Source organism: Virgibacillus siamensis (genome assembly GCF_039522605.1).
GTDB classification, from domain to species: domain Bacteria; phylum Bacillota; class Bacilli; order Bacillales; family Amphibacillaceae; genus Lentibacillus; species Lentibacillus siamensis.
Genome location: NZ_BAAADS010000001.1, coordinates 383,215 through 397,052, shown reverse-complemented (window position 1 = coordinate 397,052; position 13,838 = coordinate 383,215). Strand labels below are relative to the sequence as shown.

Below are 13,838 nucleotides of genomic sequence, written 5' to 3'. Positions count from 1 at the left end.
TATACAGTATTTCCAATTGCCAAAGATTAGACTTCATTTCTGAAAATTGGTAAAGTTAGTCATGGGCAACATCATTGTTCGAAAGGGTGAAGTCATGGAAAAACAGGAACAGCCAACTATACGAAAGAGATGGAAGCCGGACTTCCTTATATCAGCTTTACTGTTTTTAACCCCGGTTGGTATAGCTATTTTCATTGGGGTGATGCTGTATAAGGGAGGTATTCAAGGATTCAATTTTGGCGGAAATTTTGGAACATTGGGTGATTTTTTCAATGGGATTACAACACCGATTCTGACCGTCTTCATGGCCGTTTTTGCCTATAAAGCATTTCGCAGCCAGCAGGAACAGCTTGAACTGCAAAAGAAAGATTCACAGCGGATGCAGATTGAAGAGACCTTTTTTCAATTGTTCGGGTTACATAACAATATGATGAACGGACTTGAGTATACCATCACCGATGAAAAGAACAATTATACAGGCAGAACATTTTTTGAGAAGGCATACATGGATTTAATTCATTATTATATCAAAGACGATGACGAGGGAGAAGAGCGGATTAAACACTCAATGGAAAAACTCGATGATAAACATAATAATAACTTCCATTTGTACTATAAAAATCTATTTCAACTGTTCAACTGGATTTATGAACACCGTGATGTACTCACCGTGAAACAGACGAATATGTATGGCTGAAAAATATCGGTAAGGGTTATTTCGCTTTTGATGAGATTTCGGAACTGCCTATAACATTCATTAAGATGGATATGCATCTCGTAAATAAATGGGGGAATCAAAAAATTCTCATTCCGTATCTAGTGAATGAGGCGAGAGACCAGGGGTGGAATGTTATAATTTCCGGCATTGAAACAGAGGAACAATTTAGCAGGCTGCGGGGATGGCAGGAAATTTAAATTACTGTTTATTCGACAATAGATGACATGCTTCTTTTAAATTTGGTAATTTTATACTATAGTTAATATATAAGAACAATGGGGGATAAGGAGTTACACGAAAGTAGTACTGTTTTCCTTTTTGTATTTTAAAAGAAGGGGAGAGTAAATGATAAGCAACAGTGATCTAATGGAAAAAGCAATTGAATTATATGCCGAACGGTTTGAACTGACTGCAATCGTAACGGATCAGAATGCGGTGCCGGTTCATTCAGTGAAAGGAGAGAATGAACTGTGCAATATCCTTTTTAATCAGAACAGAAGCAGTATGGCGGAGCTGATGAAAGAGGCACTGCATGAACTGGATACAGTTGCGGAACCAATTTTATATGAAATAATTCCGGGCATTCATACGCTGATTGCGCCCGTGGACAGTTTAACGAATGATAAACACTATTTATGGGCTGGGCTGATTATCCGGGATGAATCAAGAGGTTGGCTGCGAAAACACCTTGAAGCAACCATTCCTGGTACATATGATTGGAAGCGCATTCTTGATAGTGCACCTGTTCTGACAAAGGGCAGAAAACGTTTATGGATGAATTGGATCAAAAAACTGGTTCACCTGTCTTCGCTGTACGAACAGGAAGAAAACAATTCACCCGCATACCAGATACAAAGCGATTTATTGCAGCGGGTGTCTGGAAAAGACAGCCTTGATATAGATGAACTTTTATGGAATTTTGTCGCCGACAGTAATATATTCGATTTTCTGGGTTTTGCGGAAACACATAATAAGGACGAATATGTGATTACACATTTCGCCGGTTGTTCTCCTGAAGTGTTGCTTGAATCCACCTTCTCACTTGGTGAAGGCTTCTTGGGACGCATTCCGCTAAGCAGCAAATATTCCAAGTGGGAAAAAATAACGAGTGATCCGAGGGCAGGAATCTTTCATGAACATAATCTGTTTCCAAATGCTCTTTTCGGATATCCAATAACGAAGCATGATGGTACACGGGCAGTATTGTTTGGTGGAAAGTTGGAAGAAAATCAGATTTCTGCACAAGAACTGGAAATTGGCCACATGTTGGCGGCAGTTCTGGAACGAAGTATCGTGACAAGCGCGCTAAAGCAGGAAAATATAAAACAGCTGCAACGTCTGTCATCACTGGGTGAAATTTGCAGGATGATGGTCCAGGCTCCGGATTTGAAAAGTACATTATATATATTTGTTGATATCGGCCTCAGTATTTTGGAGGGAACGTTCTCAAGTATTATTTTGAAAGATCCTGAAAGCGGAAAAATAAAGCTGATATCAAGAGGCAGACACCCTGATATAAAATCGTTTGCGAGAAATATTTTAAAGCGGTACGAGGGTGATACGGACAGATTGAATGTATCGCTCAAAATGCATGATGATGAAACTTCCTGGGAGCAGCCGGTAATTGAATGCCCATTATACTATAAGGAAGAGTTAATGGGAGTACTGTGTATTGGCACCGACATAACGACAGAATTACAATTAAGTAAAGAGATGAATTTTTTACAGACATTGTCTATTATTGGCGGTATTACACTTTTTCTGGCAAGTCAGGATGAATATCGTGCGGAACAACGGCAAATTCATACATTGTTCCGGTCAATAGAACAATTTGATAAGGAACGGTTTCATAAAGCTGAAGAAGCGGTTCGGGTCGCCGCCATGTTTACAGAAAGAATTGGGATGAACCTGTTGAGCAAACGTGTTATTGAACACGGATGTATGCTTGCCTCGTATGACTATTCATTTATTCAGGAAATGCTGCCGGAGAGCAGTGTTGGTGCCAAAATGATGGAATGCAGGGAATTACAAGCTGGCGAGAGAAGTTGGAAAGCGGCATGTCAGGAAAGCCGGATTATCGCACTTATTCTATCTTATATTGATAATGGTAATGTTGACAATGTCGAATATCTCCCTGAAGATCCGGATGAACTACTTGATCAATTTCTCCGTTTTATTGACGATAGTACGATAGTTGAAGAGGAAATTGACCCTGAAGAAGTTACTGAAACAGCGGGAATGGAAGATTTGAAGCTTTCACCAAGAGAATCGGACGTTCTTAAACTTATGATGGAGGGGTTCAGTAATCGTGAAATTGCTGAAAAGCTGTATATAAGTGGTCACACGGTTAAAAATCACGTAACAAAGGTGTTTCAAAAGCTTGGTGTTTCCGACCGGGCGCACGCTATTTCTAAAATATATCGGATGAAGTACTCACAGAGTAAACATTAATAAGGACTAAATACCCGCAGCCGATTGGCGACGGGTATTTTTTTGGGATTAAAGTCTCAGGGAAGCTATTCCTGTTTTGTTAATAGGGATGAATATAGGAATGACAGTGGATGTCATTATTTTACAAATATCTGCATAATAAGACACATCAAGAAAGTCCTAAGCATCAAAAATACTGTGTTAAGTCTGCAGATGGAGTGGTCATTGTGAAGCTGGTCAACAAGAATACAGGTGACGTTATCGCAACGAATGTTCAAACAGCGTATTCATTTTGGCGGCGATTCAGGGGGTTGATGCTGAAAGAAAACATGCCTGAGGGATCTGCACTGCATATCGCACCTTGTCCATCCATTCATACGTTTTTCATGAAGTTCAGCATTGATATTTTATACCTAAATAAGGAAAACGAGATTGTTGGTGTGGAAAAAGAACTGGCTCCGGGGAAAATTGGAAAGCGGTTTGCCGGCGGGTACTCGGTAATCGAGTTTCCAACAGGTGGCATATGTGATTTGGCTGTGCATATAGGTGACACTTTGGACTTTGTTGATGAAGGTTGGGAGTATGGTAGTTAAATATATTATAAGAAGGAGAGGATCTTAATGTTAGATCGTTTTGTAGGTTTGTTTAAGGAAGAAGAAGGACAAGGTATGGTTGAGTATGGGTTGATTATTGGATTAGTGGCAGTAGTAGTAGTTGGTGCTTTAGTTCTAGTTGGTGATGAACTTGTTGGAACTTTTAAAGATATTGTTACCAAACTACAAGGTGGAGATGGTGGTGCAACAACATAATGGTATTTAGTAATACAGAAGGACAAAGGACCCTTTTTTAGGGTCTCTTGTCCATATGTAATCAAACAACGAATGAAAGGATGGAACAAATGATAGATATTCTTTTAATTGTTATTCTATTAATTTGTGTCATTACCGATATCAAAAATCGAAAAATCTACAACAACATTATATATCCCGCTTTATTGTTCAATTTTATCTATCAATTCATAACAGGCGGTTGGACAGAACTGGGCTATTCTTTCATTGGTTTTTTGATTGGATTTGGATTGTTATTAATTCCATACATGCTGGGCGGCATGGGAGCGGGAGATGTAAAACTGCTCGCATTAATCGGTGCCATGAAAGGTGGAAATTTTGTGTTTGAATCGTTTATTTACATGGCCTTGATTGGTGCTGTGTTCGCAATTGGCGTAATATTGTTCCGACGAGGCGTACTGAAATCGATGTTGTATTACATAAGCAGCCTGAAACAAGGGGTTAGGCTTCAAGGCGGGGTTTCCCGTGGATCATTGACAGCTACTTATCCATATGGAGTTGCGATTGCCGGGGGAGCATTTTTATGCCTGGTGATGCAAGGGTGGAATTTAATGTGATTAAAAAAGAAGACGGTCAATCCCTGGTTGAGTTTGCGCTTGTTATTCCTATACTTTTGCTGCTCCTTGTAGGGATTTTTGATTTTGGCAGGGTAATGATTTCCTATCTCGAATTGGAAATGGTATCGCAGGAGACGGTGAGAAAAGCCGGACTAGGTGCTGGTGATGGCGATATTACTGCTTATGCCCACGATACTAATCATTATTCGCTCGTTGATGCAGATGAAGTAAGTGTTGCATCGATTAGTCCTGATGAAGCAAACAGAGACTCGGGAGATTACGTTACCGTTACATTATCCTATCCGGTTCAGGTTTTTCAGGTGCTTGGAGATTTGTCCATGTCATTTTCCATTGAATCCAGTTCCACGATACGGGTCGAATGAGGTGTAAGTGATGCGTGCATTGTTTAAAAAGTTGAACAGAGAAAATGGAAACGTCCTGGTTCTGGTTGCTGCCGGTATGGGGGCGTTATTGCTGATGACGGGACTTGTAATTGACGGCGGAAATCTGTTTGTGAAGAAAAGTTATTTGCAAAAGACTGCAAATGCTGCCGCGTTATCCGGTGCGCAGGAAATTGTAAATAGTGAAGCGGATGTGGAAACCGTCGTAAACAGAATTCTTGCTGAACATGGGGAAGAAGGAAGCCTCCAAAATCTTGAAATTACTATAGGTAGTCAGTTGAATGTTGTGTTGACAAAAAATGTTCCACTTTATTTTGCATCGTTATTTGGTATTGAAAATGTACCAGTATCGGCAAATGCGAAAGCAGCGATTAATCCAATGGGTGCAGCTGTAGGAGCGGTCCCGCTTGGTATCGATGAATCGGTCGAACTTAATTACGGGGAAACATATACGCTGAAGGTGGATTCAGGAGATGTGGACCATGGGAATTTTGGAGTGCTTGCATTGGATGGACCGGGTGCAAAAAATTATGAACAAACGTTAAAGTACGGTTTTGATGAGCAGTTGGAAGTTGGTGATGTTATTGAAACAGAAAGCGGTAATATGGCTGGTCCAACTAGTGAAGGGGTCGATTATCGTATTGATCAATGTCCAACGCCAGAGGGAGATTATACCGACCGGAATTGTCCACGAATTATTCTGGTTGTTGTCTACAAACCGCATGATGTACACAATGGTAAATTGAACAGTGTGGAGGTAACGGGATTTGCATATTTTTATCTGAAAGAAAGAATGTCAGGACACGAAGATGAAATAAATGGTGTTTTTATAAAGCGAACGGGAAGAGGAAGTACGGTTGATGTTCCCGCAACCGATAACGGGGCATACACAGTCAGTCTGACAGAGTAGGTGAACTAGATGAAAGCTAAAAAGATACTGTTATTGGCACTTCTTTCTGGAATTATTACAACAGGAATTTTTTATCTGGTTGTTATCCAGAATTCCTCTGCAGATTCTGCACAAGCTGAAAAGCCTGAGATGGAAACAGTGGTTGTTGCCAGTACCGATATAAAACAGGATGAGAAACTAACCGAAGAGAATACCACTGTGAAGGATATGGTAAAAGCGGATGTCCATTCGGATGCTGTCAGGAATAGAGAGGAAATTGTTGGAAAATACACTGCATCAGCTATAAAGTCGGATGAAGTTCTTTTACAGCATCGTATACGGGAGCAAGGTGAAACGACGGAATTTTTATCCCGGAAAATAAACGAAGAGATGCGTGGGGTATCCATTAATGTAAAATATGATGCTTCTGTTTCCAATCTTACTGTACCGGAAGATTATGTGGATGTATATTTAAATACAGTAGAAAAACCAGATGCTACACCAATTATGGTTAAAACCGAGTTGTTATTTAAAAAATTGCGTGTCCTAGCTGTAGGTGAACGGATTATTGAAAAGGGAAAAACTGAAGGAGAAGAAAAATATATAACCGTTACCTTGGAGGTTACACCAGAACAGGCGCTGGAATTGATAAATTCCGCACAGGTTGGCACTTTCCACTTAGCCCTTCACAGCAGGCTAAAATCAGACGAAAAAACAAAAAAAAATGATACTGATGAAGAAAGTGCAAATGCTGAAACAGATCAACCAAATGAACACTCTAAAACGAGTGAGGATAAAAAGGATTCTCAGGCTAAAGAATCTGCAAAAAAGGAAAATAAAAAAACAGATGATAATAAGAATGACGATAATAAATAATGTGAGGCCATGCAGGGAGAACACAGCGTAGAAGGAGGGATCGCAGTGGACGGATTTACAACAAGTAACAGACAGGTAGTTGCGGTATGCAGTCCGACAGGCGGGCTTGGCCGTACGATAATCACTGCTAATCTCGCCATTTTTCTGGCGATGCGTTACACGCGTGTAAGTGTGATGGATGGGGACTTTCAGTTCGGGGATTTAAGCATGGCTTTTAACCTTGACCCGGAACTGACCATAAAGGAACTTGTTGAAAATGATGATTACCGTAATGTTCCCAAATACCTAACTTCCCATATGACTGGAGTTAATCTGCTTGCCGCTCCGAAGCGTCCTGAGTTTGCCGATGTGATTCAACCGTATATGGTTTCTTCTGTCCTTAAGCAATTGCAGAATAGTTCGGATGTTATTTTAATTGACGCTCCAGCTGGGTTTAACGACCACTCGCTCCGGATTATGGAAGAAGCAGATATGATTTTAATTGTTACAAATCCGGGGTTGGCAGCATTGAAAAGTATTCGGTTAATGATAGAGACGCTTGAAACATTGGGCTTAAAAGAAAAGATACAGCTCGTTGTGAATCGTTCAACATTGCCATCGGTTATTAAAAAAACTGAAGTGGCCAATTTAACTAAATTGGAACCGGTCTGCTATTTATTGGATGATTCCAAAAATGTTCCATATTCCATGGATGTTGGTATACCGCTAATCCGAACTAAACCTGATACGGAATTTTCAAAAGGAATTGAGGATATGGCGAAGAAACTGTTTATGCTTGAGCGGGGTACTAAGGATAGAAAGCTGGAAAAAAAGGGGCTGTTTTCATCTTTGAAAAAGGATAAACAGTCTGGAGGGAAGAAACATGAGTCTGCTGGAAAAGCTAAAGGAAAAAAACAGCGATATGTACCAGGAAGTCAAACCTGAACCGAAAAATGACAAACATGAAGAAATTACTTTTGCAGTGAGTACTTCCGATAAAAAAGAAAATGAGAAATCAGAGCCGCGACCAGAGATTCCTGATAGATCAGAGGAAGTTTATAACCTGAAGCCTGTTTTGTCAAAGAAATCCAATCAAAAGAAGTCAACCCAAAGTGAGAATACAGAAAAGGAACGGGAATTCAAAAGCCTCGTTTTCAAGCATATTTTGCGAGAGCGCAGAGATGATGATGTTGAATCTGTCATTGATGACCTTGGTGAAATTATGCAAGAAATTTATGAGGAGAATCCTTGGCTTAAAAAGGGGCACGATCTGGAGCGGTTAAAATTTGAAATTCGAAATGACCTTACCGGGTATGGACCAATTACCCCCTTACTGGAAGATGATAGTGTTACAGAGGTTATGGTGAACGGTCCGAATAAAGTTTATGCCGAACGTGATGGAAGGCTTGTCCTGACTGATGTCATGTTCCGGGATAATGATCATGTGATGGCTGTGTTGGAAAAGATTGTTGCACCGCTTGGCCGCCGGATTGATGAAAGCAGCCCGATGGTGGATGCACGTTTGCAGGATGGTTCACGTGTAAATGCAATTATTCCGCCGCTTGCGTTAGTAGGCCCAACCATCACGATTCGTAAATTTGCCAAGGAACCTTTTACAATTCATGACTTAATTAATTTCGGGACATTGACCGAGGAAATGGCTGTATTTTTGCAAGCGTGTGTCGATGCAAAACTTAATTTATTTATAAGTGGTGGAACAGGTTCAGGGAAGACAACCACATTAAATGTTTTGTCATCGTTCATATCAAATTCTGACCGCATTGTTACGATTGAGGATGCTGCTGAGCTCCAACTCGGTCAGGAACATGTTGTTTCACTGGAAACCAGACCGCCGAACATGGAAGGGAAGGGAGCTATTTCCATCAGGGATCTGGTTCGGAACTCGTTAAGAATGCGTCCTGACCGAATCGTAGTTGGTGAGGTTCGAAGCGGTGAAGCATTGGACATGCTCCAGGCGATGAACACCGGGCATGATGGTTCGTTGGCAACCGGTCACTCGAACAGTCCACGTGATATGGTATCCCGACTGGAAACGATGGTGTTAATGGCGGGGATGGATTTGCCGGTTAAAGCGATCCGGGAACAAATTGCCGGTGCGCTCGATGTCATTATCCATCAGTCACGGCTGCGTGATGGTACTCGGCGAATCACTAATATTACGGAAGTCCAAAGCCTGGAAGGTGATATCATTGTACTTCAGGATATTTTCACATTCCGGCAATCGGGTGTTGGTAAAGACGGGAAAATCCAGGGTAAGCTGGTGCCTACTGGTGTGCGGCCAGGCTTTTATGAGCGCATGAAAGATGAAGGTGTGGAGTTACCGCCAACTATTTTTGTGGAAAAATCGGAGTGATGACGATGGTTTGGGCATTGTTTATAAGTATGTGTTTAACCATTTTTCTTTTTCTGCTTGGAATAAGCCTTTTGAAAAGGCCGGTTGATGAACAGTATCGTGAGAAAAAATCTCGTTCTTTTCCGGAAATGTTAAAAGATGCGAATCAGGCTTTAAAAAATATGTTAATTCGTAAAAAGAAACCCGGTAAAAAACGAAACTCACTGCAGGAACAGCTTAGTATAGCCGGTGTATTAGCAAAGCCGGAAGAATTCACTATTTTTCGATGGATGTTTGCTGTGATTGCGGCAGGAGTTCTGCATTTGGTTATGGGTAATATGATGATGCTGCTGATTGGGTTTTTGGCAGGATTTGTTTTTCCAATGGTGTGGTTGAAAGGTAAACAGAAAAAACGCATTAAAGCATTTAATGACGGGTTGCCTGGTATGATTACTTCGATTATCGGGTCACTCCGGGCAGGTTTTGGATTTTTACAGGCATTGCAGATGGTTGCCAGGGAATCGTATCCTCCCATTAAGGATGAAGTCGAGCTTGTGCTGAAGTCACTGCAGTATGGAACGAGTATGGATGATGCTCTGCTGGAATGGAAACGCCGTATGCCAAGTGCGGAACTTGGATTGCTTGTCGATGCAATTATTATTCAGCGTCAATCGGGTGGTAATCTTGCCTATTTGCTCGACAAAATTCTTGAAACAAACCGTGCTCGTACAAAAATTGAGAATCAGATTAAAACATTGACAGCTCAGGGAAAATTATCTGGACTAATTATCAGTTTGCTGCCGATCGGACTTGGTATTCTTATTTTTATTATAAATCCGGAATATATTTCGACGCTTTTCACCAATCCGATTGGAATGCTGATGTTGGGAGTTGCGGGAGTCGGCTTTATTATCGGTTTCATATTTGTTCGTAAAATCACGACGATTGAGGTGTAGGGATGCTTGTACTTTATATTAGCTTATTTATAACCGTAAGTCTGTTTTTATATGGCATCACCAGTATTTTCAGAAAAGAACGGGATATAGTCCAGCAACGGATTGATACGTATTTAATAAAAAATCATAATGAAGCTGCTGCAACCGAAGCGTCTTTTAAAGAGCGCATTCTTGTTCCTGTTTGGGCTGACTTAAAAAAGAATTTCAGAAAAAAGCTAGGCAGAGAAAAGGCAGCGAAAATGGAGCTAAAACTCTTGCAGGCTGGTGAGCCATTTGGGATGGGGCCGGTTGAGTTTAAAATTATTCAGATGCTGCTGATTATTTTGCTGACTGTGGTTGCCGTAGTGTACAGTCTCGCCCTACAATTTAATGGGGGCATTGTGCTTTTGGCAGCTGTTATTGGATGTGCTGTTGCTATTCAGCTGCCAAATTCCTATTTGAAAATAAAGATTGATAAACGAAGCCGCCTGGCAATCAAAGAACTTCCGGATGTACTTGATTTGCTGACAATCAGTTTGGAAGCAGGGCTGGGTTTTGATTCAGCGGTAAGCCAGGTGGTTAAAAAGAAAAAAGGTATTCTTGCTGAAGAGTTTAAAGTGATGTTGGAAGAGATGCGTTTAGGAAAAATCCGCAAAAATGCGTTGAACGATTTAAGCAGGCGTATCCAATTGGAAGAATTGAAAACAATCGTTTACAGTATTGTCCAGGCAGAAAAGCTTGGTGTCGGAATGGTCTCGGTGCTCCGCGTGCAGACGGAAGATATGCGAGAGCGGCGCCGCCAACAGGCAGAGGAAAAGGCAATGAAAGCTCCTATTAAAATGATGTTCCCGCTTGTAATCTTTATTTTTCCAACATTGTTTATTATTTTGCTGGGACCGGCAATTTTACAGTTCATGGCTAATTTTTAAGATTGGTCCAGACAGTGTAGAAAGAAGAATTCGCGCGACACCCAATGTGACGCGCGATTGCCATTGAATTATTCATCATCTTTACGATCCGTATCAGAAATTTCCTCACTGAATTCTGTTTGCAGTTTAGACTGTTCGACATCTCTTTCCTCATCCGTTACAAATCGGTCACGGTCATCAAGCACTTCACGTTCCATGTATTTATGGAAAAAGTATTCACCAACTGCAATGATGATGGCCGTAATGACTGCTGCGGTTCCAATCTGGAGATTTTCCTCAAACAAGAGCGGGCCGAGAAACCAAATTCCTACGAACGTAATACCTAAATCCGCTAGTGTTGCACCCCAGTTTTCGAAACGGGGGAGCAGAAAAAGATCTCCAATGATATACGAAATGACGGTTAGCAGTACACTGAGCATGAGAATATTTCCAAATTCAACCCCGTAAAAAGCTCCGAGTACCAACCACAAAACGGCTGTGCACATAATGAACTTAATAATTAATGCCTTTACATGATCCATTTTTTTACTACCACCTTTCTGATTTTGCCCTTATTTTGCCCGGAATGTTAATTTTTATCAGAGAAATATTAATTGAAATGGATTCGGCGTTTGAAACGATTAACGCAGTAAAATATTTAAAAGCAGGTGGCAGCGAAATATGAAAGCTTAAGTTCGTGACGGGGTTGGAAAACGACATAAATATGATTTAGACATTGTAATAAGCTTGTAATAAGCTCAATATAAGAAGGATAAAAAGTAGGTAGTGGTTTTTAAAAATCGAACACTTGTTTTATTTCTGAATTGTGGTACAATAAAAGAATCCCCTGTAAGAAAGGGGGTGATGGGTATGGAGACGGTGCTTTTTTTGACAACGGCGCTCATCAATTTAACGGTTGCGATGATTAATTTCGTAATGGTTATATTGAATCGACGTGAAAAACAAAAAGACTCCCGCTCAGAAAAGCGAAAGTCTTAAACACCCTGGGAGCAGAGTGAATACTCTGTTCCCATACCCATATTCTATTCACAGTATATAACAAATATACGAATTATACAAGGAAAAGAGGCTGATTTTAATGTTATGGACAGCTTTGATTGTTTCGCTTGTTGCCTTAGTCATATCCATATACACATTGAGATTGACACTGAAAAAATAATGCTGTTGTTAAATGATAGCGGTTGATTTGTGCAGATCCTTTTTTCGTGAAAATAAATGTTTCGTAACAAAAACACCGCACTCCAACGAAGAAGTGCGGTAACGACTCAACTATTGGCCTTAATTAAAATTCGGCGCGAACTCATTCCGTACCGCGCATTATCCATATTTGGAAAAAATTATGCGTCTCGCCGATAAGGAAGGGATTGTGGTTATTGATGAACCACCTGCTGTGGGAGTGCATCTGAACTTTGCTGCAGTCCTATTTGACCCACGGGCGTTCCGTAATACATGGGAGCACATTTAAACGTATGAACATCATCGGGATGTAATGAAAGATATTAAAAATAAACTAGAAAATGAGGATGTTCTGTAGTAGGGCAACCTTTTTAGTGATGATACATGTGAACGCGGAACTGAGTTTGAGAGATTGGAGAGTACTTTCGAGAGTTCGAAGCCCGCTTTCATCTTTATAGCTGAAAGTGGGGTTGTCACAGCAAGAACGGCCCCACTTCCAGTACAATCTTCCTTTTTACATATGTGCTTTCCCAAAAGCGTTATTCTTCTGAGACTTTAACCAATTGTTTCCCCAGATTATCTCCTGAAAATAAGCCAAGAAACGCATCGGGAACATGTTCAAATCCCTCTACAATGTTTTCTTTGTACGTAAGTTTTCCTTCTGCCAGCCATGTTGAAAGGTCACGCATACCTTCACCAAATTGTTCGCTGTAATCGCCAACGATAAAACCTTTGATCAGGGAGCGGGATTTAATCAGCTTCGGCTGAATTCTTGTTCCGAAATCGCCGTCTGTCCGGTTATAGGATGAAATGGCACCACATAATGGTATGCGTGCAAAATCGTTCAGATGGTTCATAACGTCATCGGAAATGGATCCGCCGACATTGTCAAAATAAACATCAACACCATTTGGACAGGATGCAGCAATTGCTTTGGACATGTCGTCTGTTGTTTTATAGTTAATTGCTTCATCAAATCCGAGTTCTTTTTTCAAAAAGTCTGTTTTGGCATCTGTCCCGGCAATTCCGACAACGTGTGTGCCTTTCAGTTTGGCAATTTGTCCGGTAATCATACCAACAGCACCGGCTGCACCTGAAACGACAACAGTTTCACCTTCTTTCGGCTGACCAATGTCGAGCAAGCCAAAGTAAGCGGTCAGTCCGTTGATTCCGAGCACACTTAAATAGGCTGGGAGCGGTGCACCGTTTTCGTCTATTTTACGTACATTGTTAATGTCTGCGGTATTGTATTTCTGCCAATCAAGCATACCGACAACTTTATCGCCAATATGAAGTTGATCTGATTTCGATTGCAGCACTTTTCCAACAATCCGCCCGTTCATGGGCTCGTTCAGCTTGAATGGTGCAACATAGGACTTTTCATTGCTCATTCGTCCCCGCATGTACGGGTCAACGGAAATATAAAGTGTTTGAATCAGAACCTGTCCATCTTCAGGATGTGGAAGTGGTGCATTCTGAAATGAAAAATGCTCCATTGTTGGCATGCCAGTTGGTCTTTTGGCAAGGAGAATCTGCTGATTTTGCAAGTTGTGTGTCATATTAACAACCTTTCTAACAATATATTTACCACTATTGTATTCCTGAAAAAACATGGCCGTCAAAGTAAGCAGTTTTTGCTGCTTGAACCCAAAATTCCGGAGTGCCGTTCCAATAACGTATACCCCCGAATAATGATAGAAATTGACGAAAAACAATGGTATACTGTAAAAGTGTATGAAAACAGATT

General features: G+C 40.9%; 16 protein-coding genes and 1 pseudogene. 15 read left to right on the top strand and 2 right to left on the bottom strand.

The genetic code is table 11. The annotated features are described in order from the left end of the window. Positions 1-94 precede the first annotated feature (94 nt). The 13 genes from ABD010_RS01980 to ABD010_RS01925 all read left to right on the top strand — a co-directional run bounded on the left by ABD010_RS01980 (position 95) and on the right by ABD010_RS01925 (position 10,915). Entirely contained in the window at positions 95-697 is a 603-nt protein-coding gene (locus tag ABD010_RS01980; RefSeq protein ID WP_343809800.1) for a hypothetical protein, read from the top strand. Next, complete coding sequence (locus ABD010_RS18280) at positions 694-915, top strand: EAL domain-containing protein (RefSeq protein ID WP_390350892.1); 222 nt, start codon at positions 694-696, stop codon at positions 913-915. Before ABD010_RS01980 ends, ABD010_RS18280 begins: the two co-directional genes overlap by 4 nt. Positions 916-1,063: 148 nt before the next feature. Beyond that, positions 1,064-3,169 (top strand): response regulator transcription factor, encoded by a 2,106-nt coding sequence (locus ABD010_RS01975; protein ID WP_343809798.1) that lies wholly within the window; start codon positions 1,064-1,066, stop codon positions 3,167-3,169. Positions 3,170-3,279: 110 nt separating this feature from the next. Beyond that, positions 3,280-3,741 (top strand): DUF192 domain-containing protein, encoded by a 462-nt coding sequence (locus tag ABD010_RS01970; protein ID WP_343809797.1) that lies wholly within the window; start codon positions 3,280-3,282, stop codon positions 3,739-3,741. Between the two features lie 27 nt (positions 3,742-3,768). Beyond that, complete coding sequence (locus ABD010_RS01965; RefSeq protein WP_343809796.1) at positions 3,769-3,957, top strand: Flp family type IVb pilin; 189 nt, start codon at positions 3,769-3,771, stop codon at positions 3,955-3,957. 89 nt (positions 3,958-4,046) lie between these two features. After that, on the top strand, positions 4,047-4,553 hold the full coding sequence (locus tag ABD010_RS01960) for an A24 family peptidase (RefSeq protein ID WP_343809795.1): 507 nt from the start codon (positions 4,047-4,049) through the stop codon (positions 4,551-4,553). Next, positions 4,550-4,936, top strand: a complete 387-nt coding sequence (locus ABD010_RS01955; protein ID WP_343809794.1) for a TadE/TadG family type IV pilus assembly protein — start codon at positions 4,550-4,552, stop codon at positions 4,934-4,936. The genes ABD010_RS01960 and ABD010_RS01955 overlap by 4 nt, the downstream gene beginning before the upstream one ends. Positions 4,937-4,946: 10 nt before the next feature. Continuing rightward, positions 4,947-5,864: a pilus assembly protein TadG-related protein gene (locus tag ABD010_RS01950; protein WP_343809792.1), complete on the top strand. Its 918-nt coding sequence runs from the start codon at positions 4,947-4,949 to the stop codon at positions 5,862-5,864. A 9-nt stretch (positions 5,865-5,873) separates the two neighbouring features. After that, positions 5,874-6,719, top strand: a complete 846-nt coding sequence (gene cpaB, locus ABD010_RS01945) for a Flp pilus assembly protein CpaB (RefSeq protein ID WP_343809790.1) — start codon at positions 5,874-5,876, stop codon at positions 6,717-6,719. Positions 6,720-6,764: 45 nt separating this feature from the next. Further along, positions 6,765-7,643 carry a CpaE/TadZ family protein gene (locus tag ABD010_RS01940; RefSeq protein WP_343809788.1) on the top strand — a complete coding sequence of 293 codons (879 nt, stop codon included), beginning with the start codon at positions 6,765-6,767 and terminating at the stop codon, positions 7,641-7,643. Beyond that, positions 7,582-9,072: a TadA family conjugal transfer-associated ATPase gene (locus ABD010_RS01935; protein ID WP_343809786.1), complete on the top strand. Its 1,491-nt coding sequence runs from the start codon at positions 7,582-7,584 to the stop codon at positions 9,070-9,072. Before ABD010_RS01940 ends, ABD010_RS01935 begins: the two co-directional genes overlap by 62 nt. Further along, positions 9,072-10,007 (top strand): type II secretion system F family protein, encoded by a 936-nt coding sequence (locus ABD010_RS01930; protein ID WP_343810165.1) that lies wholly within the window; start codon positions 9,072-9,074, stop codon positions 10,005-10,007. The genes ABD010_RS01935 and ABD010_RS01930 overlap by 1 nt, the downstream gene beginning before the upstream one ends. Before the next feature lie 2 nt (positions 10,008-10,009). Further along, a complete protein-coding gene (locus ABD010_RS01925; protein WP_343809784.1) occupies positions 10,010-10,915 on the top strand; it encodes a type II secretion system F family protein in 906 nt (301 codons plus the stop codon). Positions 10,916-10,983: 68 nt separating this feature from the next. Here ABD010_RS01925 and ABD010_RS01920 read toward each other — a convergent pair whose 3' ends face one another. Continuing rightward, positions 10,984-11,436, bottom strand: a complete 453-nt coding sequence (locus ABD010_RS01920; RefSeq protein WP_343809783.1) for a YndM family protein — start codon at positions 11,434-11,436, stop codon at positions 10,984-10,986. A 328-nt stretch (positions 11,437-11,764) separates the two neighbouring features. Between ABD010_RS01920 and ABD010_RS01915 the strand changes: the two genes are divergently transcribed. After that, positions 11,765-11,893 carry a hypothetical protein gene (locus tag ABD010_RS01915; protein WP_343809781.1) on the top strand — a complete coding sequence of 43 codons (129 nt, stop codon included), beginning with the start codon at positions 11,765-11,767 and terminating at the stop codon, positions 11,891-11,893. A 313-nt stretch (positions 11,894-12,206) separates the two neighbouring features. Continuing rightward, positions 12,207-12,377, top strand: a pseudogene (locus ABD010_RS01910) (glycoside hydrolase family 2 TIM barrel-domain containing protein); the annotation flags it as partial. A gap of 253 nt (positions 12,378-12,630) precedes the next feature. On the opposite strand, the gene ABD010_RS01905 reads toward ABD010_RS01910, so the two are convergent. Then, entirely contained in the window at positions 12,631-13,650 is a 1,020-nt protein-coding gene (locus tag ABD010_RS01905; protein ID WP_343809779.1) for an NADP-dependent oxidoreductase, read from the bottom strand. Positions 13,651-13,838: the final 188 nt, after the last annotated feature.